The sequence below is a fragment of the Paenisporosarcina sp. NPDC076907 genome (assembly GCF_050269735.1).
Taxonomy (GTDB): Bacteria; Bacillota; Bacilli; order Bacillales_A; family Planococcaceae; genus Paenisporosarcina.
Genome location: NZ_JBNNIX010000002.1, coordinates 679499 through 704967 on the forward strand (window position 1 = coordinate 679499; position 25469 = coordinate 704967).

25 protein-coding genes and 1 other annotated feature (1 of these 26 cut by a window edge) are annotated in these 25469 nt (G+C 39.3%); of the genes, 3 read left to right on the top strand and 22 right to left on the bottom strand.

The window, feature by feature from the left end; translation table 11 throughout:
• Positions 1-193: 193 nt before the first annotated feature.
• The 10 genes from ACQKEV_RS11090 to ACQKEV_RS11135 form a co-directional block, all read right to left on the bottom strand.
• The gene (locus ACQKEV_RS11090) at positions 194-760 is read right to left on the bottom strand and encodes a YtxH domain-containing protein (RefSeq protein WP_427445004.1); all 567 of its coding nucleotides are present in this window, start codon (positions 758-760) and stop codon (positions 194-196) included.
• 12 nt (positions 761-772) lie between these two features.
• Positions 773-1258: a DUF948 domain-containing protein gene (locus ACQKEV_RS11095; RefSeq protein WP_427445002.1), complete on the bottom strand. Its 486-nt coding sequence runs from the start codon at positions 1256-1258 to the stop codon at positions 773-775.
• A gap of 150 nt (positions 1259-1408) precedes the next feature.
• On the bottom strand, positions 1409-2704 hold the full coding sequence (murC, locus tag ACQKEV_RS11100) for a UDP-N-acetylmuramate--L-alanine ligase (protein ID WP_427444999.1): 1296 nt from the start codon (positions 2702-2704) through the stop codon (positions 1409-1411).
• A gap of 141 nt (positions 2705-2845) precedes the next feature.
• Positions 2846-5353, bottom strand: coding sequence for a DNA translocase FtsK (locus ACQKEV_RS11105; protein ID WP_427444997.1), 2508 nt, complete (start codon positions 5351-5353; stop codon positions 2846-2848).
• A gap of 116 nt (positions 5354-5469) precedes the next feature.
• Positions 5470-6075, bottom strand: coding sequence for a YtpR family tRNA-binding protein (gene ytpR, locus ACQKEV_RS11110; protein ID WP_427444995.1), 606 nt, complete (start codon positions 6073-6075; stop codon positions 5470-5472).
• Positions 6072-6887, bottom strand: coding sequence for a DUF1444 family protein (locus ACQKEV_RS11115; protein ID WP_427444992.1), 816 nt, complete (start codon positions 6885-6887; stop codon positions 6072-6074). Before ACQKEV_RS11115 ends, ytpR begins: the two co-directional genes overlap by 4 nt.
• A gap of 73 nt (positions 6888-6960) precedes the next feature.
• Entirely contained in the window at positions 6961-7275 is a 315-nt protein-coding gene (locus ACQKEV_RS11120) for a thioredoxin family protein (protein WP_427444989.1), read from the bottom strand.
• Positions 7276-7288: 13 nt separating this feature from the next.
• A complete protein-coding gene (locus ACQKEV_RS11125) occupies positions 7289-7807 on the bottom strand; it encodes a hypothetical protein (RefSeq protein WP_427444986.1) in 519 nt (172 codons plus the stop codon).
• A 65-nt stretch (positions 7808-7872) separates the two neighbouring features.
• A complete protein-coding gene (locus ACQKEV_RS11130; RefSeq protein WP_427444985.1) occupies positions 7873-8403 on the bottom strand; it encodes a DUF84 family protein in 531 nt (176 codons plus the stop codon).
• A 66-nt stretch (positions 8404-8469) separates the two neighbouring features.
• Entirely contained in the window at positions 8470-9543 is a 1074-nt protein-coding gene (locus ACQKEV_RS11135) for a M42 family metallopeptidase (protein WP_427444983.1), read from the bottom strand.
• A 169-nt stretch (positions 9544-9712) separates the two neighbouring features.
• On the opposite strand from ACQKEV_RS11135, the gene ACQKEV_RS11140 reads away from it, so the two are divergent.
• Complete coding sequence (locus tag ACQKEV_RS11140; RefSeq protein ID WP_269925431.1) at positions 9713-10027, top strand: hypothetical protein; 315 nt, start codon at positions 9713-9715, stop codon at positions 10025-10027.
• A 228-nt stretch (positions 10028-10255) separates the two neighbouring features.
• Here the strand turns inward: ACQKEV_RS11140 and ACQKEV_RS11145 are convergent, their stop codons facing one another.
• The 6 genes from ACQKEV_RS11145 to pepV all read right to left on the bottom strand — a co-directional run bounded on the left by ACQKEV_RS11145 (position 10256) and on the right by pepV (position 15730).
• The gene (locus ACQKEV_RS11145) at positions 10256-11104 is read right to left on the bottom strand and encodes a YtnP family quorum-quenching lactonase (protein WP_427444980.1); all 849 of its coding nucleotides are present in this window, start codon (positions 11102-11104) and stop codon (positions 10256-10258) included.
• A gap of 83 nt (positions 11105-11187) precedes the next feature.
• On the bottom strand, positions 11188-11844 hold the full coding sequence (trmB, locus tag ACQKEV_RS11150) for a tRNA (guanosine(46)-N7)-methyltransferase TrmB (RefSeq protein WP_427444977.1): 657 nt from the start codon (positions 11842-11844) through the stop codon (positions 11188-11190).
• A gap of 69 nt (positions 11845-11913) precedes the next feature.
• Positions 11914-12834 carry a diacylglycerol/lipid kinase family protein gene (locus ACQKEV_RS11155; protein ID WP_427444975.1) on the bottom strand — a complete coding sequence of 307 codons (921 nt, stop codon included), beginning with the start codon at positions 12832-12834 and terminating at the stop codon, positions 11914-11916.
• 4 nt (positions 12835-12838) lie between these two features.
• Positions 12839-13378 carry an RNA 2',3'-cyclic phosphodiesterase gene (gene thpR / locus ACQKEV_RS11160; protein ID WP_427444973.1) on the bottom strand — a complete coding sequence of 180 codons (540 nt, stop codon included), beginning with the start codon at positions 13376-13378 and terminating at the stop codon, positions 12839-12841.
• Positions 13379-13466: 88 nt separating this feature from the next.
• Complete coding sequence (gene dat / locus ACQKEV_RS11165) at positions 13467-14318, bottom strand: D-amino-acid transaminase (RefSeq protein ID WP_427444970.1); 852 nt, start codon at positions 14316-14318, stop codon at positions 13467-13469.
• A gap of 14 nt (positions 14319-14332) precedes the next feature.
• On the bottom strand, positions 14333-15730 hold the full coding sequence (gene pepV, locus ACQKEV_RS11170; protein WP_427444968.1) for a dipeptidase PepV: 1398 nt from the start codon (positions 15728-15730) through the stop codon (positions 14333-14335).
• A gap of 345 nt (positions 15731-16075) precedes the next feature.
• Between pepV and ACQKEV_RS11175 the strand changes: the two genes are divergently transcribed.
• A complete protein-coding gene (locus ACQKEV_RS11175; protein WP_269925438.1) occupies positions 16076-16297 on the top strand; it encodes a DeoR family transcriptional regulator in 222 nt (73 codons plus the stop codon).
• A 44-nt stretch (positions 16298-16341) separates the two neighbouring features.
• Here ACQKEV_RS11175 and ACQKEV_RS11180 read toward each other — a convergent pair whose 3' ends face one another.
• Both ACQKEV_RS11180 and ACQKEV_RS11185 read right to left on the bottom strand, forming a co-directional pair.
• A complete protein-coding gene (locus tag ACQKEV_RS11180) occupies positions 16342-17055 on the bottom strand; it encodes a pseudouridine synthase (RefSeq protein ID WP_427444965.1) in 714 nt (237 codons plus the stop codon).
• Positions 17056-17067: 12 nt separating this feature from the next.
• Entirely contained in the window at positions 17068-18675 is a 1608-nt protein-coding gene (locus tag ACQKEV_RS11185; RefSeq protein ID WP_427444962.1) for a putative polysaccharide biosynthesis protein, read from the bottom strand.
• 109 nt (positions 18676-18784) lie between these two features.
• On the opposite strand from ACQKEV_RS11185, the gene ACQKEV_RS11190 reads away from it, so the two are divergent.
• Positions 18785-20074, top strand: a complete 1290-nt coding sequence (locus ACQKEV_RS11190; RefSeq protein WP_427444959.1) for an NAD(P)/FAD-dependent oxidoreductase — start codon at positions 18785-18787, stop codon at positions 20072-20074.
• Between the two features lie 200 nt (positions 20075-20274).
• Here ACQKEV_RS11190 and ACQKEV_RS11195 read toward each other — a convergent pair whose 3' ends face one another.
• The 4 genes from ACQKEV_RS11195 to leuS all read right to left on the bottom strand — a co-directional run bounded on the left by ACQKEV_RS11195 (position 20275) and on the right by leuS (position 25146).
• Positions 20275-20928 (bottom strand): CAP domain-containing protein, encoded by a 654-nt coding sequence (locus tag ACQKEV_RS11195; RefSeq protein WP_427444956.1) that lies wholly within the window; start codon positions 20926-20928, stop codon positions 20275-20277.
• A 360-nt stretch (positions 20929-21288) separates the two neighbouring features.
• Positions 21289-22386 (bottom strand): threonine aldolase family protein, encoded by a 1098-nt coding sequence (locus ACQKEV_RS11200; RefSeq protein ID WP_427444954.1) that lies wholly within the window; start codon positions 22384-22386, stop codon positions 21289-21291.
• 178 nt (positions 22387-22564) lie between these two features.
• Positions 22565-22732, bottom strand: a complete 168-nt coding sequence (locus ACQKEV_RS11205; RefSeq protein WP_427444951.1) for a hypothetical protein — start codon at positions 22730-22732, stop codon at positions 22565-22567.
• On the bottom strand, positions 22732-25146 hold the full coding sequence (gene leuS / locus ACQKEV_RS11210; RefSeq protein ID WP_427444948.1) for a leucine--tRNA ligase: 2415 nt from the start codon (positions 25144-25146) through the stop codon (positions 22732-22734). The genes ACQKEV_RS11205 and leuS overlap by 1 nt, the downstream gene beginning before the upstream one ends.
• Positions 25147-25270: 124 nt before the next feature.
• Positions 25271-25469, bottom strand: a binding site (T-box leader); it runs 21 nt beyond the window's last position.

Genomic DNA, 25469 nt, shown 5'->3' on the forward strand with positions numbered 1-25469 from the left:
CCATACGAAATTCACGATATTTAAACTGAAGATGTATGGTGCTTTTTTTGATAATAGAATCATTATAGTATGTGGATATCTAAAAGTCACGTAAAATATCTTTAACGCTTCAACGCGCGAAAGTTTAACTACTTATTTTAATGGCTTTTTTGACAAAAGAAAGCCCACATATCAACGATGTGGGCTTTTGATTTTATAAGTTTTTCTTTTCTCCAACTGCTTCTTTCAAAGCTTGTGCAGTTGATGTTTCATTTGAGCTTTCACCAGTAACTTCTTCCACTGTATTTGTTACAGTTTCCATGAAATCGATTGGCTCTTCACCTTCTGATGAAACAGTGCCGTCATCCATCAAAGTCGGCGTTTTTGATTTAATAGACTTAACCTTATCAACCAAAGGACCTGATTTTTCTTTTAATTGTGTTGATAATTGAGATGTCTTTTCTTTAGCTGTTGATGATAAATCTGCCGTTTTTTCTCGTAATTGAGATGCTTGAGTTGTTACATCTCCACGAAGTTCAGCACCAGATTTAGGTGCAAGGAATAAAGCAGTTGCTGCTCCAATAATTCCTCCAACCAATGCGCCGATTAAGAAATCTTTAGAATTCATTTCATCACTTGCATAAATCGGATCGCGGTATTGTCCATTTCCATTTGAATACTCATACGATTGAGGAAGGTAAGCTTCCGTTTGATTCGATTTATTTGTGTAGAATTCGTGGTTATACTTCGCTTCGTTGTAGTTAGGTTTATATTGTGTCATGTTAGTTCCTCCTTATTTTTGGGTTTCTCTATATGATTTAACAGGTTCATCTTGATAAATTGTGTAACCTGCTCTTGCTTCTTCAATTGCTTTTCTTTCTTTCCATTTGTCTCGGATCCCTAGTGCAACATTGCTCCATTGCACTACTTGAGCGATTTTATCTTCATTTCGTTCTACTTCAGTCGTAATCGATGAAGTAATTCGTCGCACTGATGTATTCAAGCCATTTACTGACTCTCCTACATTTTTCACTGCATCAACAACACTGTTAAGTTTTTCAGATTTATATAGAATATCTGAAGCCAAAGCATTCGTCTTATGCAATAATTGCGTTGTTTCACTTGTAACACCTTGTAATTGACCTTCTAATCCGGCCATTGTTCCTGAAACCTCGTTAAGCGTCTTCTTTAACGATGTTAATGTCATCGCTAAACTTACGCAAAGAACAAGAAAACCTATAGCTGCAACCAACGCTGCTATGTATAATATTATTTCCATTCGTGTTCCTCCTCTAGATTGTTCATACTACCTATCTTCCCACACATGGCAGTAAATAAACGTCTATTGTTATCTTTATTCCACAAAAACATTTCATTTCCTGCACAAAAATAAAAACTCTGATCAAAAATGACCAGAGTTTTCATAAACTTATATTTTTTGTTCAAAAGCGGCCTGGAATTTCTGTACATCTCCGGCACCCATGAATAAGTAAACAGCATTTTGGTGTTTCAATAATACGTCAATTTCTTCGGTTTTAAGGACTACACAATTCTCAACCAAATCACATAAATCATCAATCGTTAAGTCACCAGCATTTTCACGTGCAGAACCGAAAATATCACATAAGTAGACATAATCGGCCGTTTCCAAGCTCTCGGCAAATTCTTTTAGGAAAGTGCGTGTGCGGGAAAACGTGTGAGGTTGGAAAATCGCAATGACTTCACGATCGGGATATTTTTGACGTGCTGACTGGATGGTCACTTTGATTTCAGTCGGATGATGCGCGTAGTCGTCAATTAAAATTCGATCGCCTTTTCTGCTTTCTGAAAAACGTCGCTTAACACCACCGAATGTATGCAACTGCTGTTGAATGATTTCGGCAGGAATTCCTTCATAATTACATAATGAAATGACTGCCAGTGCGTTCAATACAGCATGATCTCCGAAAGTAGGAATTTCGAACGTACTGAAGAATTCATTTCGAATGAAAACATCGAATGTAGAGCCTGTAGTCGTTTTTATCACATTACGTGCTTCAAAGTCATTCTCTGAACCGAAGCCATAAAATACGACCGGTACATTGGCATGTAGTTTTTGAAGATGTTCATCATCCCCACATGCAATAATCGCCTTATTCACCTGAAGCGCCATCGATTGAAAAGCCTCAACTACATCATCGATACCACCAAAGTAATCCGGGTGGTCAAAATCGATATTTGTCATGATCATATAATCTGGATGATACGCTAAGAAGTGACGACGGTATTCACAAGCTTCAAATGCAAAGTATTGTGCTTGTGATTCACCATGACCAGTTCCATCTCCAATTAAATATGAAGTTGGTGCAAAGCCACTCAATACATGAGACATTAAACCCGTTGTAGAGGTTTTACCATGAGATCCTGTAATTCCTACAGAAATGTACTGACCCATTAAGTTCCCTAAAAACTTGTGGTATCGGATGACATCGATTCCTAATTCATTAGCGCGAATTAGTTCTTCATGATTATCTTTATATGCATTCCCTGCGATAACGGTCATGCCTTTTTCAATATTATCTGCGTTGAATGGCAAGATTTTGATGCCACGTTTACGAAGTGGATCTTCTGTAAAGAAATGTTTCTCTATATCAGAGCCTTGAACCTGGTTCCCTGCATCGTGCAAAATTTGCGCAAGCGAACTCATGCCAGACCCTTTAATTCCTGTAAAATGAAACACTGTCATTTGTATAAACCTCCTGGGAAAGGTGCCCGTACTTTTTATCTATCTTCCTTACCCCATTATATCATCATTTAATCTTGCCTAGAAATGAACGATTTTTCCCACAATTATAAGGATTGGGTGGGGTTATTCTCACTTCTATTGTCAATCATTGAAGAGTAACTGTAAATCATTTTCTGTAATAAACACTTCTCTTGCTTTACTTCCTCTGGATTCCGAAACATAACCATGCTGTTCCATTAAGTCTACGAGTCTCGCTGCACGGTTATATCCTATATGGAACTTGCGTTGAAGCAAGGAAGTAGATGCTGAACCTTGTTCCAAAATAAATCGGCAAGCTTCTTCAAATAACTCATCCTGGTCTTCTGCCACTTCCAGTCGACGGACTAATTCTTCTTGTTCGAATAAATAGGATGGTTCTCCCTGACTACGTGCATGGTCAATAATCTCTTCCATCTCTTCATCTGTTACATAGGTACCTTGAATACGAATTGGCGCAGACATACCGTTGCCAAGATAGAGCATATCCCCTCGACCTAGTAATCTCTCAGCACCTTGGACGTCCAGAATCGTACGAGAATCGATTTGAGAAGAAACTGAAAACGCAATTCGTGTCGGGATATTTGCCTTAATCAGTCCTGTGATTACATCTACAGAAGGTCGTTGAGTAGCGACTACTAAATGAATACCGCAAGCGCGTGCTTTTTGGGCAATTCGACAAATGGATTCTTCCACTTCTGTTGGTGCCATCATCATTAGATCGGCCAACTCATCAATAACAATCAGCAAGTAAGGCATCTTTTGTGCAAATTGTCTTTTCTCTTCTGCCATTGCATTATAACGCGTGATATCCCGGACGCCTGTATGAGCAAACAACTGATATCGACGTTCCATCTCTTCAACTGCCCATTTTAGAGCAGCTGTTGCAGCCTTAACATCAGTAATTACAGGACTGACGAGATGAGGGATATGATTGAAGGGTGCTAGTTCTACCATTTTAGGATCGATTAGGAGTAAATTCAATTCTTTCGGTGTGGCTTTGTATAATAAACTGATCAATAAAGAATTTATACATACTGACTTACCAGATCCTGTTGCCCCGGCAATCAACCCATGTGGCATTTTACGCAAATCAATAGTAACTGGTGTTCCAGTCAAATCCAATCCTAGTGCCGCTTCAAGTGGTGAGTCCGAGTCCGTGAAGTTTGAACTACCGACAACTTCTGATAAACGCACAGGTCGAGAAGTTTGGTTCGGTATTTCAATCCCAATCGAGCTCTTTCCTGGAATAGGTGCTTGAATTCGTATATCTTTAGCCGCTAATGCTAATTTAAGATCGTCTGCGAGATTGCGTATTTTGCTTACCTTCGTTCCTTGACCGACTGTCATTTCAAATTGAGTAACAGCAGGACCCTGAACCATGTTGACAATTTCCGCTTTCACTTGGAAATAAGACAATGATTCAATTAACCTTGCCGCTTGCATGCTCATCCAGTCATCATCTTGTGTCTTTTGTTCAGGAGGAACCAAATATCGCTCTTTCGGGAATATATAGCCAGGATGAAGTTCTTCAGCAACTGATATATCTTGCTGCAGATTCAAATCATTCGACTTTTCTACCGTGGTATCCACTTGCTTTGGCTCTAGTGCTTTACTTGGAATCTCTTCCTTTGGCATCCCTGGATGTTTCATACCTGTTAGTGTTTTGGCTTGTTGATATTTCGCCTTATCCGAATTAAGCATCATCACATTAAAAGGCAATGATTTCTTTTTCTTTTCTGTCGAAGTGATGTCGGATACCTGCTCTGTATTATTCGTAGTTGAATCAACTACCGGTAAAGCACTGATTACTGGAGTTTCCTCACCCACTACATTTTCAATTACCGGTTGTTGTTCGATAATTACTGTTTCAATTTGCTTTTCAGAAACAGTCTCAGTTTTAGTTAACTCTATTGGTTCATTTTCTGAAATCTGTTCAACCATCGTTTGTTCAACGACTTCATTCGCATTCTTTTTAGCCAGCAACTCATCAATCGGAGATATTTTTGCCTGGTTAGTTATTTCCAAAACAGGTGCTTTTTCAGTAACCAGTTGTTGATTTCCTATGATCGGCTCAGTTTGCTTGTTACTAGATCCAGCGGGTTTTATCATCACAGTTTCTCTTGCAACGATTGTAGTCGCTGCTGTTTCTTTACGCACTTCATCCACATTTTTTTTAGCTAACAAATCATCAATCGGAGATATTTTTGGTCGATTGAACCCATGGATGGGCGACGGTACTTCGGTAGGTACGAACGGTTTCGATTGAACAGGTACCTTGGTTATTCTAGGTTTAGCTTCTTGTAAGCTCTCTCTCGGCGACGATTTAATAGTGTGTTCAATGTTTGATTTTGCTGCTTGATGCACAACGGTATTCTGCCGCTGATTTTGCCATTGTTTATGCATATACAAAGGTCGGTATTCTTCTTCTTTTTCATCCACTTCTGAATCATCATCTTCTGGACGCTCTCGTTCTTCGTCGCTAATCAGCGGGAAACGGAAAGGTGTTTTGGACTCTCTATATGTAGGCTGTTCAAGTTCTTCGATTAAATCTTCTTTTTCTATTGTTTCTTCTGAAAATACTTTTTTAAATGCTTTGGTCAACCAATTCAATACAAACCCTCTTTTCGTCTCAATGCTTCCATTTTAGCAGGTTTGTTGGTCAAATCAAACGGCTATAAAAAAACTCTGCGCACCAAAATCCTTGAGTACACAGAGTTTTACCTAGTTTATGCTTGAAAAGCTGATCCTATTTCAGCAGAGTCGTCTAATACTAAAATCCCTTTTTCGGCTGGGGCATCTGGTAATGCCAATTCTTTTGCCGAACAAATCATTCCACTTGAAGCAACACCTCGTAGTTCTGCGTCACGAATGACCAAACCACTTGGCATAACAGCGCCAACCTTAGCCACCACTACTTTTTGACCCGCTTCAACATTTGGAGCTCCGCATACAATTTGCAACGTTTCTTCGCCTACTTCAACTTGGCAAACGTTCAGTTTATCTGCATTAGGGTGTTTTTCTTTCGAAGATACATAACCAACAACAAATTTAGGTGTAAAGTCGACCTCTAATTTTAAATCCACATCATTGTCGTTTAGCATTTGTTGTAATGATTCCACGATTTCTTGTGTCACTTCAACTGAACCTTGGTCAGTCAATTGTAGATGCTTACTTGCACCGAATACATTCAATGCTCCAACTTCGCCAGTCTTTGAATCTTTAATCAAGGTAATGTCGCCCTTAGTTTCAGTTGTCACTTCTTCAAATGCATTTGGTAACAATTGAACTAAAAGTACGTCACCTACACCTTTTGTATTGTAAAATATATTCATTTGTCTTTGTTCTCCTTTTGTATACGATTTTTGGCCATAATAAAGATCGGTTCTAATTCACCATCTTCGTAAATGAAAGATAAAGAGGTAATTGGCACTTTCCCTACTGTAAAGAAATGCATCGTTAACTGGGCAAGTACATCGTAGCCAGCCTCATTTCGAACATCTCCGATGATTAACACATCCTGATGAGGCACTGATAAGGTCATATCACCTTCAATTTTTGATTGCATCTCTTTCAAAAATTGTTCATTCAATATTCGACTGGCGTCATAGCCATCGTTCACATTCACGAAATAAAAAATATTGCCAGCCACATGGTCTTCTTTCATGGTAGTAGACAGCTTTCTCACTTGAAAACGTGCAGCTTCTTTCATCTCTGAATCTGTAATATTTAATTGGCCCAACATATGTTCATCTAGCAATCGGTAAGTGTTTCCGAGGTCCAGTGCATAATAGATTCGCGTTTCAGCTGTATGTTCTGTCACTACAAATGAATGACCTTCATTCGATTTCAAAGGGAATGAAGTTGAACGAATAACGGGATAAATATGTGTGGTCGATTTTGCTAAGCCTTTTTGTTCTTGTTCCATCGCGTCGAAAGTCTGACTAATCGTATAGACAACTTCACGGATAGCCTGATCCTTTTTCATTTCATACTTAGCCAATATTTCTGGAAGTGAAATTTCCATCCCTTTATCTAGGCCGGTATGATTTAGACGCAACCGATCCGTTTTTTTATCATGCAGCCATGTGAAAAAAGGGTTTGGTAACTCCTGTTTTAATCGTGTAACTAATTGTTCTGGTTTCAAAAATCCCACTTCCTTTACACAAGGAAGCGGTTCCTCCGATGGGGCGGAACCGCTCACTTTACATTGTAACATCCTATAGAAGTTCTGTTAGGAATTGTTCAATTTCCTCTTTTGTTTTACGGTCTTTGCTAACAAAACGACCTGCTTCCAGTCCATTTTTAAAGACTAAGAAACTTGGAATTCCATATATATCGTGTTCTGCACATAAATCAATAAATTGATCACGGTTAACAGATATAAAAGTGAAGAATTCAAATTTTTCTTCCACTTCCGGTATGAACGGATCAATAAAATGACAATCCGGACACCAGGCTGCGGTAAATAAAAACACTACGTCTTCCGTTACTTTAAGCGCTTGGAATTCTTCAACAGATTGTAAATCTCTCATTCGAATTCCTCCTTTAGTCAGCAATTTTTACAGAACGAACAATTTTCATCATTTGCTCCATATTCTTCGAAATGTTAGCTTTATCTGAAATGGTCGTTAACTTCACGCCACCGATACTTGCCATTATTTCAAATTGTTCCTCACCTGATGGTAAAACAGCTATGAAACCAAAGCGACCATTTTGCTCAAAAGTTTCTTGAGCTAAAACGACATCTTTTTTCTCTGCTTGTAGTAAATCATAAAATAAATGGCTATCTTGTTGTTCATTCGGGTTTACAAACAACACATATGATTCGTCGTTATCCTTCATGACGATGTTCGTTTCGTCCGAATCTTCCTCTATAGAAAAGCCTCTTGGAACAAATAACTCAACGTTTTCAATTTGTTCGTTCGGCTCAGCTGATTCATTTTGAAAAGCTTCTTTTGCAGCTTTAATTCCTTCTCCCATTTGTTCTCCGGGGGAGGCTGAACAAGCAGCTAAAGATACTAATAAGAAAGGTGCGATTGCAAGCCGCATCCATTTTCGTCTCATGTTTTTCCCTCCATTCCATGAAAGCACTCTGCTTTATTTTAATATGGTTCCCATATCGTTGCAACTTAAGTCGTTTTTTGCGTTTGATTAGCATTAAAGTATTGTCCAATCAATAGTTTGACGATGTGTTCAAACATATCTCCTCGATTGACAATTCCATTTGTGAATACACCGACAGCACCTTCTTTATGACGTATGCCTACTTGTTTCGTGTATGCATCCATTACAGGACCGAGCTCTTCCCCTTTTCGAATTGCTGCCGCCACTTCTTCCGGCAATGGGATTTGTGCGCCACCAGCGATAAATTGCTGACCTTTTTTCGTATGAAGTATTCCCCAATTACATACAAATAATTGGCCATTTAATTCTTTAACTCCTCCTTCAAGTCCGAAAGACATGTCTGCTTGCGATTCCTTTAATGCAAGCAATGCCCTGTTCTTTGCACCGAGTAAGGTTTCTTCATCTCCAATTGGTTGGTCCGAAACATTTGAGGGTACAGCAAGTGCTAGGAAATCGTAAGTTTCCAGGTACATAGAGCATACCTTTTCAACTGCTTGCACTTTAGCCTGATTTTTTGTTCCAATAGTAATTTTCATAATTACCTCCTTGTTTGCACACAAAAAAAGCACCTTTTCAGGCACTTTTTGCTAAATTTATATTTTCTAAACGTTTTGACGGATTGTTTCGAGTGTTGTTTTGTCAGCAGAACGGACTAGTTTCACAATCAGTTCTTTTGCCGCAGCATAGTCATCCGTGTGAATGATGGAGCCCGATGTATGAATATAACGCGAACATATTCCAACTACTGCACTCGGAACACCCTCATTAGACATATGCACACGCCCAGCATCTGTTCCACCTTGAGAAATGAAATATTGATATGGAATATTATGAGTTTCAGCAGTATCCAAAACAAATTCGCGCATTCCACGATGTGTAATCATGGATTTGTCAAAAATACGAAGTAAAGTACCTTTCCCAAGTTGGCCGAATTCTGTTTTTGAGCCTGACATATCATTTGCAGGGCTGGCATCAAGTGCAAAGAACAAGTCAGGTTTGATTAAGCTGGCAGCAGTTTGTGCTCCTCTTAGACCCACTTCTTCCATAACATTAGCACCAGAATACAATGTATTTGGTAATTTTTCATCTTTGAGTTCTTTTAATAATTCGATTGCAAGTCCACAACCATAACGGTTATCCCAAGCCTTGGCTAATATTTTTTTATTATTTGCCATCGGCGTAAACGCACAGACCGGCACAATTTGTTGACCAGGTTTGATCCCAATTTTCTTGGCATCTTCCAAATCATCTGCACCAATATCAATAAGCATGTTTTTAATATCCATTGGTTTGTTGCGAACAGCATCGCTTAATAAATGTGGGGGAATCGATCCGATCACTCCTACAACAGGCCCATTATCTGTGATAATTTCGACGCGTTGTGCAAGTAAGACCTGGCTCCACCATCCACCTAGTGGCTGGAATCGCAGCATGCCGTTTTCTGTAATTTGCGTCACCATGAAGCCGACTTCATCCATATGTCCAGCAACCATGATACGAGGGCCTTGGTCATCCCCTTTTTTCAAGCCAAAAATACCACCTAAATGGTCTTGGACAATTTCATCAGAGTATTTTTCAAGTTCGCTTCTCATAAACTTTCTCATAGCGTGTTCATTACCTGGAGCGCCTGGAAGTTCAGTTAATGTTTTAAATAATTGCAGTGTTTCTGAGTTCAATGTCTTATCCCCCTAAGTACATACAGTCCTTCATATTGTAGTTGATTTATCTGAACATTTCCATCTTTTTTCTTCGACCTTCGAATTATTCTTATGTATGGCTTAATATCTGTTTATGGAACTCAATTATGATACACTGAAAAAAATGGTTATATTAGGAGGTTTTTTAATGAGAACAAGAGATTTACTTCTTGGTTTTTCCACGGGTATTGCAGCAGGGTTCTTAATTCGCGAAGCTGCCCATCGAATTGACCCTACAAAGCCGGCCGAACTCGTTTTACATGGTATCAAACAATCATTTAAAGCTGAAGGACCCATTGATGGTTCATGGATTTATATGAAAACGGAACCTTTCAAACGTCAAGCGATTTCAACAGATGTTTACAGAGGTGGCATTTCACGCGTGCGGGAAGGCGAAATCGAGCAATTTGAATTCTTTGCTGATGCACGAACAGGTACTGTCGTTGAGTTAATTAAAATATAAGACAAAAGCGATCCCGTTTTTTTGAGGGATTGCTTTTTTATAAACTCGATTAAACTATATTGTTGATTTCCGTTACTGAGAACGCCTAACGTAGACTTGTCGAAGGAATTCTCTGTAATTACAGGGGGAGATGTAATCAAGTCACATCTCCCCTTGTTTATATATTTAGGTCAGGTACCAGTCAATAATTCTTTCTAAATCTTTTCTATGACCTTTGAAGTAAAAGGATTAATTGTTAGACCGTTCTAATTTTTCGATGATTTCTTTCCCTGTTTCATCCCACTTAATCAAACGGTAGTAGGCGTCATGGTAGAAAATGAATGAATGCCCGTTAGCCAATGCCTCTGCCATGATTTTTTCTTTGGCAAAGACAGAAGTCATCGGGTAATCGTCAAAAGCGAGAACCCAAAGCGGATTTTGATGGGCATGAGTCGGCATGATATCCGCCATGTGGATGATCGTTTCGCCATTTTGTTCGAGCTTGATGATGCTATGCCCTTCACTGTGACCCCCTGTATGAATCATGCGGACTCCAGGAAGAACCTCCAGTTCGCCTTCGAATATTTCTACCTGACTTTGGATAGCTTCCCAATTTTCTTTCCAATATGTATTTCTTGAACGAATGTTAGGATTACGTACTTCGTTCCACTCAATAGCAGATAAATGAATTTTCGCATTCGGGAAAGTAGAAACAAGTTGATCGTTTTCTCTTTTTGTCAGACCAGATGCATGATCTGCATGCATATGTGTCATAAGAACATAATCAATATCCTCAGACAATAACCCTAACGAAGCCAATGAATCCTCAAGTTGAGACTGAGCTTGTACACCATTATTACGTAATTGTCGCTCGTCCATTTTATTGAAACCTACACCGGTATCAATTAATAAGTTTTTCCCATCTACTTGAATTAGAATTGGGTCAGTACTCATACCAATTTGGTTTGAATCGTTTGCTGGATATTTTTTTGACCAGAGCATTTTTGGGACCACACCAAACATAGAGCCCCCGTCCAAATTTGTGAAGCCACCTTTTAACCATGATAAAGTCATTTTGTGAAATATGTATTGATCCATTTGGAACCCTCCTTTGTACTGTTTTCAGTGTATCAAAAAACGCCACGACAATCTCTTGATTGCGTGGCGAGCATGTTTGATTTTTAATCAGCCTTTTTCGTCATAAATTGTGATTCAAGGCGATAGATAGGTTGTCCTTTTGCAGAAAACTTTTCTTCGTATTCCGTCATAATATTATCTTCTGGCATGTTTACGTGTAAATCCAGAGAAACATATTTTAATAACATGCCATATGCGGACATACTCATTAACGAGAATTCAAAAAGTCCACGGTTGTCTGTTTTGAAATGTACTTCTCCATTATCAACCAAAATTGATTCGTATAACTTCAAGAAGTCCCCGTGAGATAATCTTCTTTTCTCATGTCTCGTTTTTGGCCAAGGATCCGAGAAGTTTAAATAAACACGACTGACATCATTCTTTTCAAAGAATTTAGCCAAATGTGCCCCATTCACCTTTAATAGTTTCAAGTTTGGCAATGTACCAGCTTCCAACGCATTTTCAAGAGCTGAAACGATGACACTATCATATAACTCGATCCCCATATAATTAATATTCGGATTGGCTTTCGCCATTCCTGTTACAAATTGTCCTTTTCCTGTACCTACTTCAATATGCAAAGGATTGTCATTTTGAAAGACTTCTCCCCATTTTCCTTTATGATCTTCCGGATTTGGAATCACTATATGTGGGTTTGCAGCGATAAAATCTTCTGCCCACGGTTTATTACGTAATCTCATAATCTATTCCTACTTTCATTCGTGCTTTTCGACTATAAATTATCATCCAAGATTCTACTATCGTCAAGCTTATGCCAATTTTGTTATTTTCCATCGATTAGGTAGTACGGAAAATTCATCTGCAAGATGTGGTGACGTCTTCCCCGCGTACTCTCCATCTGTGTGACGATACATAGTATCATTTGTTGTTAAAGTAAAAGATGTAGCTGACATTTGATGGACTTCTTTAAACGAAGTATGCTTCCCGAAAAATACGGAAACAAACACGAGTAACAGTTTAATTCGTGATAAATGATGGACAACGGTTAATTCAATTTGACCATCAGCTGGATTGGACTGAGGCGAAATTTTCATGCCACCTCCAAAATACGGCTGATTACTTACAGTGGCAAACCACACCTTCTCAAGCTTTTTGGTATGATTCGGCATATCTACTGTTAAGTCAAAGTGTTTAAATGTCACCAATGTCTTAATCAAATAGAAAGTATAAGCTAGTTTACCGAGATTGAATTTATTCAATATTTTTTTGACTGGTGATTTGTTCACTTGGTAGGCAATGTATGCATCAAAACCGATTCCTGCATTGTTGACGAAGTAGTACGCTTTATCTTGATTGTTCATTAAACCAACATCCATTTCAATTGCCGACCTTTGGGACTGCACATAGTTATTTACCTCGTGTGCGTGTCTAAAAGATAAAAATCCTCGTCCAAAATCGTTGCCTGAACCAGCTCCAACGACTCCAACGATGCAATTCGAACTATCGAGAACTCCTTCTATTACCTCATGCGCAGTACCGTCTCCTCCAAAAGCAATAATTAACTGGGACTCTCCTGTTTCAGCACATTTTCTAGCTAAAGCAGTCGCGTGTTTTGGACTGGTTGTCATGTGTAAATCGTATGTGAAATTTAATTTATGTTTGAATTGTTCCCAGCGTTTCAACGACTTTCCGTTTCCTGCTGTGGGATTTACAATGATTGTTGTTTTCATCCGTTTAGTCCTTTAAGGTAATGGTATGGATTGCTTGATAAGACGGGGTGACTCCGGGATTGATTGAGTATAAGGAAAACTCTTTTATACTGAATTTGTCTGATGCTATATGCATGTCTTTTGAAAAATGTTCTTGTTGACCTCTCCACTTTTTGGCTAAAGTGATATGTGGTATAAACTTCTTGCTATCCACAGGTAATGAAAGATCCAGGCATTTTTCTAGGACTGCACTTTGCAATTCGATCAATTTCGGTTGTTCCTCGATCGCTGCATAGATGACACGTGGCGTAGTGGGATTTCCAAATGTTGAAACTCCATCTAGTGTAACAATCATAGTTTTCAAATAGTCAATGTCTTCCAACGCTAGCATCAATGAATTAAGCTTTCCGCTTTCCACAGCTCCTAAATAAACTAACGTGATATGCAGATCCTCTGCAGCTGGCAACCTTTTGTGTGTTTGTTCCAATTGCCAACCATCTCGTGAAGGAACGAGTTGACGAGACAGCTCAATTGGTAGTTTTACCCCGATGAAATAATGTTGCATCCCCTATACACCACCCTTTTTATACAATTTAGTTTACAGGATTAAGGATAAAAAAAATACCCCTCCACCGTAGTGAAGAGGGGTTGAACTAAGCATGCACCGCTTGCTCAATTTTCGCTTCAAATGCAGTCTGTAATTTTTTTGTCCACTCGCCAGGTAAGCCTGTTCCAATTGGCACGCCATCGATAACGACAATCGGCATGATTTCGGAAGTTGTCGAAGACATAAAGAATTCATCATTCGCATAAACAGTTGATAGAGACATCGGCTGTTCCACTACCGGTAAACCGATTTCTTCGCAGCATGCCAGAATGACGCGACGCGTGATGCCATTTAGGATTAAGTTTGTTGCAGGATGTGTGTAAAGAACGCCGTCTTTAATGCCGTACATATTTGAAGAAGAACCTTCAGTAATCGTATCTCCTCTATGTAAAATCGCCTCAAAACATCCACTTTCATGAGCTTCTTGTTTCGCCATGATATTACCAAGTAAGTTCAGACTCTTAATATCACAACGCAACCAGCGGACATCTTCAATCGTTTTGGCAGCAACGCCATTTGCCATTTGGGAAACAGGACGGTCAACTTCCTTCGTGTAAGCCGTTAATACTGGTTCAACCGATTCGATTGGAAATTGGTGTTGCCTTGGACTTGAGCCACGTGTAATTTGCACATACACCTGGCCTGTCGTCACTTCGTTTGCTTCAATTAAATCGTACATCATTTTATGAAATACATCTTTTGTATATGGAATGACTAATTTAATTTTTTCGGCACTTTCGTATAAGCGATCAATGTGTTCCTTCGCTGTAAACATACTGCCTTTGTATACTCGGATGACTTCGTAAATGCCGTCACCAAATTGGTAGCCTCGGTCTTCTTTTGATAAACAAATTTCCTCGTCTTTAACTAATCGATCATTCCACAGTACCCAATTCATATAAATCCTTCTTTCTAAGATTGATTTGAAGCAAGTTCACAAATTGCATCTGCATAGATTGCGACCGCTTTTATTAAATTTGGTATATCTACAAATTCATCCACTTGATGAGCAACATCTTTCTCACCTGGGAAGAGCATTCCGAAAGCGACGCCTTTTTTAAGTACACGGGCGTACGTACCTCCACCAATAGACAGCAATGTTGCCTTTTCACCGGTTTGACGCTCATATACACGTGACAAACTTTGAATAAGTTCATCCGATTCTTCAATATAATGAGGTTCTGAGTTAGATGTGACATCTACTGCTATCGCTTTTTCACTTATCATCGCCTGGCAATGAGTCAATTGTTTCTCAAAATCATAAGTCACAGAATACCTTAAGCTAACGTCCACACTTCCACCTGTTGCAGGATTAAAAGAGAGAATTCCTGCATTTAATGTTGTATCACCTGACATCTCATCTTTGTAGTTCAAACCAAATGCGTGCCCTCTTGAATCATTCATGAATGAAGTTGCAACGAATTCAACAAAAGTCTTCGAACCCGTAGTTTTCACAATATCCTTCAGGAATTCTGCCAAATACACACCGGCATTAATGCCATCATTCGGTTCCATGGCATGCGCTGATTTTCCTTCAAGAGTAAGGTGAATGGCTTGGTCTTTTAATTGCACAAAACCTTGTAGCTGATGTTGCTGTGCGAACTGCTGAAATTCATGTTCAATTGTATCTCGATCACCCATTAAAACAGCTGTTGCTAAATCAGGGACCATGTTGGTACGTGTGCCTGCTTGGAAAGATTGCAACTGTTCATCCTGTTCCAAATTGTCTGTAGTGAATCGTAAAGTTGAAATCCCTTTTTCAGCATTGATAATCGGGAAATCAGCATCCGGTGCAAAACCAATATGCGGCATTTCTTCTTTTTCAAAATAGCGCTCTACACAACGGAAACCACTTTCTTCATCTGTGCCAATAATTAATCGCACACGTTTATTCAGTGGAACTCCAGCCTCTTTTACCATTTTCATGGCCATCCAGGCTGCCATCGTAGGGCCTTTATCGTCAATAGCACCTCTTCCATACAAACGGTCGTTTTCGATATGACCTTCAAACGGTGGATAAGTCCAGCCTTTGCCTGCTGGGACAACATCGACATGACCCAATATACCAAGAAGTTCTTCCCCTTCACCCATTTCAATGTGACCAGCCATTTGGTCGACGTTTTTTACTTGCATACCCGCTTCTTTCCCTTTTTGAAGCATCCACTCCAAAGCTTTTAGTGGCTCTGGACCAAATGGATGTTCAGTTGACGATTGCGTTTCATCCAGCACACTCGGAATTTGTATAAGTTGTTGTAATTCTGTTAAAAGTTCATCCTGTTTTTTCTTTGCTTCTTCGATCCAGTTGATCACGTTTAAATTCCTCCTGCCACTTTCTTAAAGCTATTCTACACCTTTCATCAGAAAATCATAGGGGTCATTTTCATTTTCTTGTTTAACGAACAATAACCGACTTTATTTTAAATTTGTTCGTGTTTCATTCAAACTCTATGTAAAGTCTATGTAAATTTAAGTGAATATGCTAGATTTCAAATTGATTTTCATTTATAATTGAATTGTCAGACAACAGTAGTTTGACGAACTAATAGAAAAGGGGCTGTCTACGGCACTCTATTCAATTTTAAGAGTCCTTTGAGGCTCATCATATCGTCCGCTAGTCTTTGCCAAGAGAACATAAGATGAAGGAGTGGTTCAACATTGAAACCAACTACTGATCGGATGCTCAATCGTATTAAAGATGTGTACATGTTTATCCGAGATCACGGGATTGTAACGACACAAGATTTAGTCGATGAATTCGGCATCACTCCTCGCACCGTTCAAAGAGATTTGAATGTGTTAGCCTTTAATGACTTGGTCAGCAGTCCGAGTCGAGGCAGTTGGACAACGACGAACAAACGCGTAAAAATGACATCTTAGAAAACTTAATCATGGTAAAAAAAGAATGACCGAGAAATTCTCGGTCATTCTTTCTGTTGTAATGCCTCTAGTTCAGCTTCTGTTAATGGTCGATAATCTCCAAGCTCGAGTGTTTCATCCAATTGAAGAGAACCCATACGCATCCGTTTTAAATACGTCACTTTCTTCCCTACAGATTCAAACATTCGTTTCACTTGATGAAACTTGCCCTCCATAATTGTCAACTCGATTTCAGAAACTTCACCACTTGATAAAATAGTCAGATCGCCAGGTTTTGTGAAATACCCATCATCCAGCGTGACACCTTCTTTAAATTTCTTCACATCGTCTTCCGTTACTCGACCATCAATAATGGCGAAATATAATTTCGGCACATGTTTTTTGGGGGATAATAACTGATGAGAAAGATGGCCGTCATTCGTAAGAATCAACAGACCTTCTGTGTCTTTATCCAGACGTCCAACCGGAAATGGTTTGAAATGTTGCACCACTGGATCAAGTAAATCAATGACGGTTTCATCTTTCTTATCTTCCGTTGCAGAAATGACACCAGGTGGTTTGTTCATCATCAAATAGATAAACTCCGTATAAATAACTTCTTCTCCATAAACAACAATCGCATCTTTTTCCGTATCCACATGCATGGAAACATCTTTCGCAACAGTACCGTTTACCTCAACTGCTTTTGATTTAAGCAAGAGCTTAACTTCTTTTCTGGAACCATAGCCCATATTTGAAAGCAATTTATCCAATCTCATAAATGAACCACCTTAAAAACCAAATTTCTTCGTATATTTCGTTAATCGTTCGCCCAATAGTTTTTGAGCTATTCCCAGACGAAGAGCTAATGCGCCGTATACCAAACCGCCGATTGCACCGACAATTAAAATAATTAGCATTGCACCAAACTTCGATTCTGCTGGCATTACTTGTATTAATAACAGTCGGGCAATTACTGCTGCAATCAGCATCGCCACATTCAAACCAGTAATAAGCGCAATTCTTCTTATTAATAGAATGGAGCGGTAGTTTTGCGTGACCACCAGTACGGCAAAGTTCATGAATATAGCCACGCTATATCCAATTATCGTCGCTGCTATGGCACCATTCGTTTCCCACAGTCCGATTAACGGAATGTTTAATGCTAATTTTATTAACAAACCCACGAGCAAGTTAAGAATAATCCACTTTTGCTGATTTATCCCTTGCAAGATAGCAGCTGTTACAGGAAACAGACTAAATAAAATGGCAACCGGCAAGTAATGAGCCAGAATATCTGAACCTACTGCACTTTGTTTATAGAATAAATGATAGAGTTCAGTAGCTAGAACCGTCATTCCTACTACTGCAGGTAGTGTAAGGAAATATAGGATTTGGAATGTCTGATCAAGCGTTCGTGACAATTGCTTATGCTCATTCGTCGTAAAGTATTTAGTTACCAAAGGGATCAGCGCCATGGAGAATCCAGTCGCAAGCATGACCGGAATCATAACTAATTTATGTGCGGTGAGATTCAGAATCCCTAAATAATCGGTTTTCAATGAATGTCCTGCGTCACTCATTGCACGATTGAATGTTAATAAATCCACAAATTGGAACAGTGGATTTGCAATCCCTAAAAATACTACTGGAATTGCATAAACTAAAATTTCTTTATACATATCTTTTAAGTTCACATCGTAAGATTCAGTCGAACTTGCTAGTAAAAGATCATATTCTGGTTTCTTTTTCCGCCAATAGTAATAAAGCACAACGATGCCACCAAGTGCACCGACAAATGCTGATAACACGGCCACTTGAATGGCTACTTTCGGTGTCCCACCAAAGACGTTCAAGACTAGGAATGCGCCACCGAGTAAAAAGATAATCCGAACAATTTGTTCAATTAACTGTGAAGATGCGGTTGGCATCATGAAACTGTACCCTTGGAAGAATCCTCGAAGTAAGCTCATAAATGGCACAACAATCAACGCGAAACTTACCCATTGAATGGCTTCCGTAACGTCTTTAACTGAATAGATTTTTTCATCTTCAGCAATGGTTACTTTTGCCAGAGGCTCTGCAAAGAAATACAAGAATAGGAATGATAGAACTCCTGTCACCAACATCGCCATCAATCCTGATTTCAGTAACCGTCTTCCCGTTTCATAATCTCCTAACGAATTGTATTTCGAGACAAACTTTGAGAAAGCTAATGGAGCCCCTGAAATTGCAACTGCTAACATCAAGTTATATGGAATATAAGCATATTGGTACAGACCAATATTATCTTCTCCAACCATTGAGTAAAATGGGATGATATAAATAACCCCTAGTATTTTCGAAAGGAATAGACCAATTGTCAGAATGGCCGTACCTTTATATAAGTTATTTGACATGTTTAACTTCCTGACCTCTAAATTTTTAACCTACAGGATATTTTACCCCTCGAACATGAAAACCACAAATGGTTTATAATAAAGAAAAAAGAAGAAAGTGTGTTTATCCATGTATGATGTAATTATTGTCGGAGGCGGTCCCTCTGGATTAATGGCAGCTATTGCTGCTGGAGAAATTGGAAAAAAAGTATTGCTTCTTGAAAAAGGAACAAAACTCGGAAAAAAATTGGCGATATCGGGTGGCGGACGTTGTAACGTTACGAACCGGTTATCTCAGGAAGAAATTGTGAAACACATTCCAGGCAATGGCCGGTTCTTGTATAGTCCTTTCTCGGTTTTCAATAATGAAGACATCATTACGTTCTTTGAAGGTCTTGGTGTTGAGCTGAAAGAAGAAGATCACGGGCGTATGTTCCCTGTTTCCAATCGCGCTCAGGATGTGGTGGATACGTTGGTACGTCAGCTTGAAAAGTTACGTGTTGAAGTGCTTTTCGAAAGACCGGTCGCGAAACTTCTGATGAACGAAGATAAAGTTCTTGGCGTCCGTCTGAAAAGTGGACAAGAAATCTTAAGTAAATCTGTTGTACTTGCTGTTGGCGGGAAAGCTGTGCCACAAACAGGTTCAACTGGTGACGGTTATCCATGGGCACAACGCGCTGGACATACAGTAACGACGTTGTATCCGACTGAAGTGCCGTTGTTGTCGGATGAAAAATTTATTCGCTCAAAAGAACTTCAAGGACTTGCTCTTCGAGATGTCGCTGTCTCTGTTTTGAATAAAAAAGGAAAAGTTTTAATTACTCATCAAATGGACATGTTATTTACCCATTTCGGTTTAAGCGGTCCAGCCATTTTACGCTGCAGTCAATTTGTTGTAAAAGAACGTATGAAAAATGGTGAATCTCCGGTTGATATGGTTATCGATTCCTTGCCTCAGGAAAATGCTGAGTCGACTTTCCAGATGCTCGTCAAGTTGATGAAGGAAGACGCGAAAAAATCCGTGAAGAATGTGTGGAAAGGCGTCGCGCCTGAGCGCTGGTTGCTCTTTTTATTAAATCGTGCAGGTATCGAGCCGAATGAAATTGGTGCCAACCTGTCCAATGAAAAAGTTCGGATATTAGCCGGGCTATTGAAATCATTTACGATGAAAGTTAATGGTACGCAACCAATCGAAAAAGCATTCGTAACAGGCGGTGGCGTTTCGGTGAAAGAAATTGAACCGAAAACAATGGCTTCCAAGAAAAAACCAGGTTTGTACTTCTGCGGTGAGATTTTGGATATCCACGGCTATACTGGCGGGTATAACATTACCTCTGCTCTCGTTACTGGGAAAATCGCCGGCATGAGTGCTGCACAATATGCTAAAACGATTCCATATGTACCCGTAGAATATAAATAATTTTTTGTGACAAATGGTCACTTAAATCAAAAATGGAGCAGCGTGATTAAATCACACAGCTCCATTTTTTTAGTATCCCCTCTGTGTCGGAAACATTCACGTTAGCTAGAATTTTCATGATTGTTGAAAATTTCACGGTTGTTTCTGACACAGGGGTGTGTTTGAAAAAAGAAGCATGGAATTAACCACACTTCTTTTTCTTATTTTCCTATAAACTGTTGAGTCCAATAGTTTCCACTTGCTACATGGCCAACTCCGATATGAGTAAAGTTTTTACTCAAGATGTTAGCTTTATGACCTGGAGAATTCATCCAAGCTTTCATGACTGCTGCAGGGGTTGTTTGACCTTGAGCAATATTTTCACCAGCTGATTTATATGTAACTCCAAAATGTTTCATCATATCGAAAGGTGATCCATAAGTTCCGTCATGGGACATTCTATTAAGATTTTTCATATCTTGTGATTTGATGCCTGCTACTTCAGATAATTTCTCATCAACTTTCAAAGCAGGAAGAGATACTTTTGCACGTTCTTGATTTACCAGTGTAACCACTTGTTGTTCGTATGCTGAAAGAACGGTTGAAGCTGGGGTTGATGGGACTGGAGTTGATTGTGAAGCTGGTTTTAGTTGAATCACTGATCCCACTTTCATTTGCATAGGGTCAACTGTTGGGTTTAGCTCCATTAATTTTTTGTAATCTAATCCGTATCGATTAGCAATAAACCAAAATGAATCCCCTTGGGTTACTTTATACGCTTGGAAAGGTGGTTCCTTAAACGTTGACATTGCACTAACTGATGATACCCCACTGAATAAAGACATCAGCAGAACTAATGATATAAGTTTCTTCAAGTATGTATTCCTCCTAGGCTTCCTATCAGTATTTTAATATCTTAAAATTTGAAAATGTAAAGCTCCTAACGAATCATAACATGGATTAAACAATGAAAAAGAAGGTAATTTATACCTTCTGAATTCATTCTGATATATAAAGGAACATGGATTTTTCAGGACGGAGTGCTTTAACATAATAGGTACCCGATTAATTTTTTGGTTGATACTATGCCTCCGATTTAATCTCGCCCCTTTTAATTTCGCCCTCAATTTCGTCGGACATTAATCGATAATTATTAGGTTTCTAAATACTAGCAAGAAGTATGTACAAATAAAGGAAAGGGAAAAGTGATTTTGTCACTTCTCCCTTCCATAGCATTAACTCTTAATCTCTTTCATCTTCTGATCAAGCAATATAAATGTTTTCTCTAACTCACTTTTTGGTACACTCTCATACAAGTCTCCTAAGGTCATTTCAAAGAAACAACTCTCATCAGATGTTGCCCTTAAATAACTAGATAGACCAATCCCCGTCTCTTTATAGATTCCCGCTAAAATCGTTTCCATTTGTTCTTTGACCATTTGGAAATGAACGTGGAACATATTTGAGACAGGTTCTTGAGGCAATGTCGTAACTCCATAGCAAGAGTTAAAAAGTGTGGCAAGCTCTTTTGCATGCTCAAAATATTGACTCATTTTTTCTGATCTTTGATCAAAATAATAATCGGCACTGATTATATATGGGTAAAGGCTAATCAGATCTCCCCCATGACGTCGCTTCCAAATCTTTGATTCTTGCGTAAAGTCTCGATCACCTGCCAGAATTGCCCCAGCAATTCCACCTATCCCTTTGTAGACCGACACATACACGCTATCAAACAAACTGCAGATTTCACTAGCAGTCTTTTGATAATAAGGAAGTATTTCAAGAAGTCTGGCACCATCCAAATGCAACATAATTCCTTTTTCTCGGCAATGAATCGAGATTTTTTCAACAGTTTCATAAGACGGTAATTGACCGCCTATTTCACGCTGAGGTAACTCTAGCAATAAACAAGCAATCTCTTCTTTCATAGTTAGCACATCATCCAGCTCAATTACCCTGTGTTTGTCAGCCAACAATACCGTTTCGATGTGATGCAATTCCTTCAAGCCGTCTTCCTCATGTATTTCTAAATGGCTCAATGGATGATAAGCCACTTTTCTCACATCTTTTTTATCACACCAGATACGTAAGGCGATTTGCTGTGCCATCGTGCCACTCGGGAAAAATACGACTGATTCTTTCCCTAAATACGCAGCCATCTTTGCTTGAAAGGCTTCAATAACTTCCCCTTTCCCATACAGATCGCTCACTGACTGACCTTCAACAAAGTCGAAGGCATCTTTCAATATCTGAACGTTTCTTGTTCCATGTCCACCAACTTGGAATTTCGTTTGTTTAAAAGAATCCAGTAAAAAACTTGTATTATCCATTGAAAGGGTTCCCACCTTTTTTTCGAATACTTGCAATATATGTATTAGTATAGCACTGCTTAATTTACTTTCTGAAATGATTGTGATTTTTTCAGACCTGAATGCTGAAAAATAAGACTGAGATGAAAATGACCATAGAAAAACCCCAGCCACTTTTAAGAGTGACTGAGGTTGCCTTTTAACCTGCAAAATATAATGCAATGGCGAATGAGATCAGTGAAATGACAAATACACTGAGCGCCATCCGTTTGTTCGATTTAGAAATTTCCGGGTGACGCATAATCGAGAAAATCTTCCAAGAAAATGCGATGACGACAAGTATTAATACAACATGTATCGGTTCCATTAGCCAACCACAATATTCACAAGCTTACCAGGAATGGCAATGACTTTTTTGATTTCTTTTCCGTCAAGAATTTCAATCACTTTTTCGTCTTGTAAAACAGCTTTCTCCAACTCATCTTTCGAGAAGTCTTTGCTGACAACTATTTTCGTACGAACCTTGCCATTGAATTGAATAGCCATTTCAATTTCGTTTTCAACTAATTTGGACTCGTCGAATGTCGGCCAAGCAACATAGGATATCGTTTCGCTGCCTCCAAGTTTTTCCCAAAGCTCTTCTGCCACATGTGGTGCAACAGGAGCAAGAAGCTGAACAAAACCTTTTACATATTCAACCGGAATTTGTGGCGCTTTATAAGCGTCATTGATAAAGACCATCATTTGTGAAATTGCCGTATTGAAACGAATTCCTTCGTAGTCTTCCGTCACTTTCTTCACTGTTTGATGATATACTTTTTCGAGAGTTCCATCGTTTGTATCCACAATTTTATTGCTGATTGAACCGTCTTCGTTTACGAACAAGCGCCAAATCCGGTCCAGGAATCGACGGGCACCGTCAAGTCCATTTTCCGACCAAGCGATTGATGCGTCCAAAGGTCCCATAAACATTTCATATAAACGAAGAGTGTCTGCACCGTGGCTTTCCACGATATCGTCAGGATTCACGACATTCCCTTTTGATTTAGACATTTTTTCGTTATTTTCGCCCAAGATCATTCCTTGGTTGAATAGTTTTTGGAATGGTTCTTTCGTTGGCACAACACCAATATCGTACAACACTTTGTGCCAGAAACGAGCGTACAGTAAATGAAGTACTGCGTGTTCCGCTCCACCGATATAAATATCGACAGGCAACCATTGTTTGATTAATTCCGGGTCTGCAATGGCTTGATCGTTCGTTGGATCAATATATCGCAAGTAATACCAGCAACTACCTGCCCAGTTTGGCATTGTATTCGTCTCACGACGTCCTTTCATGCCCGTTTTCGGGTCAATAACGTTTACCCATTCATCAATTTTAGCAAGTGGTGATTCACCCGTTCCACTTGGTTTAATGTCATTAGATTTCGGTAAAATCAGTGGAAGTTCTGATTCATCGATCGCTGTAATCGATCCATCTTCCCAGTGAATTACAGGAATCGGCTCTCCCCAGTAACGTTGACGGCTGAATAACCAATCACGAAGACGATACGTTACTTTCTTTTCGCCTGTTCCTTTTTCTTCAAACCAAGTAATTGCTTTTTCAATTGCTTCCGTTTTGTCTAGACCATTCAAGAAATCAGAGTTTACATGCTCACCTTCACCTGCATACGCTTCTTTAGAAATGTCTCCACCTGCAACAACTTCAACAATAGGAAGTTCAAATTGCTTAGCAAATTCATAATCACGTTCGTCATGAGCAGGTACGGCCATAATTGCCCCTGTACCATATGAAGCCAATACATAGTCAGCAATCCAAATCGGCATTTTCTCTCCATTTACAGGGTTAAGTGCATAAGCACCTGTAAATACACCGGTTTTTGATTTCGCCAAATCGGTACGTTCCAAGTCGCTTTTCAGTTTCACGGATTCAATATATTTTTCTACTGCTTCACGTTGTTCAGCAGTCGTAATATCTTTAACCAATGCATGCTCTGGTGCTAATACAGCGTATGTAGCGCCAAAGATCGTATCCGGACGTGTAGTAAATGCACGGAATGAATGTTCAGTTTCATCGACTTTGAATGTCAATTCTGCACCCTCTGAGCGTCCCACCCAGTTACGTTGCATATCTTTAATGCTTTCCGGCCAATCCAAATCATCCAAATCTTCAATCAAACGATCGGCATAAGCTGTAATTTTAAGCATCCATTGTTTCATCGGACGTCTTTCAACAGGGTGTCCGCCGCGTTCTGATTTTCCGTCAATCACTTCTTCGTTTGCAAGAACAGTTCCAAGTGCTGGGCACCAGTTTACTGCCACTTCATCTACGTAAGCCAATCCCTTTTTATGTAGTTGAAGGAAAATCCATTGCGTCCACTTGTAATAAGAAGGATCCGTAGTATTGATTTCACGTTCCCAATCATATGAGAAGCCAAGTTCCTGAATTTGGCGCTTGAATGTTGCAATGTTTTTTGCCGTAAATTCAGCTGGGTCATTCCCTGTATCAAGTGCATATTGTTCAGCAGGTAGACCAAATGCATCCCATCCCATTGGATGCAAAACATTGTATCCTTGCATACGCTTGAATCTGCTTAAGATATCAGTTGCCGTGTATCCTTCCGGGTGACCTACATGCAGTCCTGCACCAGAAGGGAAAGGAAACATATCCAAAGCATAAAACTTCGGTTTTGATGAATCGTTCCCTGTTTTAAATGTTTTATTTTGTTCCCAATACGATTGCCACTTCTTTTCAATCTGTTGATGTTTAAAATTCATATCTTTTCCTCCTTTAAATTATGGCCCTGTTAAACATTGCTATTGATATTTCGCTTGTTAGCTACGCATTTCTCGGGCGATTATCAAGCCAAATAAAAAAACTCTCGTCCATTAGTCAAAAAGACTAAGGGACGAGAGTTATACGCATACTCCCGCGGTACCACCCAAATTAGCAATAAAAATTGCTCAACTTGTTTCCTTAACGCGGAAAACGGCACCGGTTACTACTACTTCACCACTGCAGACTCCAAGGCGAGTTCAATAACTTGTGATACCGACTTGCACCAACCGTCGGCTCTCTACAAAACACAACATTATTTACT

Bases quoted from the DNA above. Each gene is read 5' to 3' on its own strand.
- ACQKEV_RS11130 (WP_427444985.1), bottom strand. From the start codon at position 8,403: ATGAAAATTACTATTGGAACAAAAAATCAGGCTAAAGTGCAAGCAGTT.
- dat (WP_427444970.1), bottom strand. From the start codon at position 14,318: ATGAATTGGGTACTGTGGAATGATCGATTAGTTAAAGACGAGGAAATT.
- leuS (WP_427444948.1), bottom strand. From the start codon at position 25,146: ATGAATTTTAAACATCAACAGATTGAAAAGAAGTGGCAATCGTATTGG.
- ACQKEV_RS11205 (WP_427444951.1), bottom strand. From the start codon at position 22,732: ATGGAACCGATACATGTTGTATTAATACTTGTCGTCATCGCATTTTCT.
- ACQKEV_RS11155 (WP_427444975.1), bottom strand. From the start codon at position 12,834: ATGAAAACAACAATCATTGTAAATCCCACAGCAGGAAACGGAAAGTCG.
- ACQKEV_RS11140 (WP_269925431.1), top strand. From the start codon at position 9,713: ATGAGAACAAGAGATTTACTTCTTGGTTTTTCCACGGGTATTGCAGCA.
- ACQKEV_RS11190 (WP_427444959.1), top strand. From the start codon at position 18,785: ATGTATGATGTAATTATTGTCGGAGGCGGTCCCTCTGGATTAATGGCA.
- ytpR (WP_427444995.1), bottom strand. From the start codon at position 6,075: ATGAATATATTTTACAATACAAAAGGTGTAGGTGACGTACTTTTAGTT.
- ACQKEV_RS11090 (WP_427445004.1), bottom strand. From the start codon at position 760: ATGACACAATATAAACCTAACTACAACGAAGCGAAGTATAACCACGAA.
- ACQKEV_RS11120 (WP_427444989.1), bottom strand. From the start codon at position 7,275: ATGAGAGATTTACAATCTGTTGAAGAATTCCAAGCGCTTAAAGTAACG.
- ACQKEV_RS11200 (WP_427444954.1), bottom strand. From the start codon at position 22,386: ATGGATAATACAAGTTTTTTACTGGATTCTTTTAAACAAACGAAATTC.
- ACQKEV_RS11095 (WP_427445002.1), bottom strand. From the start codon at position 1,258: ATGGAAATAATATTATACATAGCAGCGTTGGTTGCAGCTATAGGTTTT.
- ACQKEV_RS11125 (WP_427444986.1), bottom strand. From the start codon at position 7,807: ATGAGACGAAAATGGATGCGGCTTGCAATCGCACCTTTCTTATTAGTA.
- thpR (WP_427444973.1), bottom strand. From the start codon at position 13,378: ATGCAACATTATTTCATCGGGGTAAAACTACCAATTGAGCTGTCTCGT.
- ACQKEV_RS11185 (WP_427444962.1), bottom strand. From the start codon at position 18,675: ATGTCAAATAACTTATATAAAGGTACGGCCATTCTGACAATTGGTCTA.
- trmB (WP_427444977.1), bottom strand. From the start codon at position 11,844: ATGAGATTACGTAATAAACCGTGGGCAGAAGATTTTATCGCTGCAAAC.
- ACQKEV_RS11180 (WP_427444965.1), bottom strand. From the start codon at position 17,055: ATGAGATTGGATAAATTGCTTTCAAATATGGGCTATGGTTCCAGAAAA.
- murC (WP_427444999.1), bottom strand. From the start codon at position 2,704: ATGACAGTGTTTCATTTTACAGGAATTAAAGGGTCTGGCATGAGTTCG.
- ACQKEV_RS11145 (WP_427444980.1), bottom strand. From the start codon at position 11,104: ATGGATCAATACATATTTCACAAAATGACTTTATCATGGTTAAAAGGT.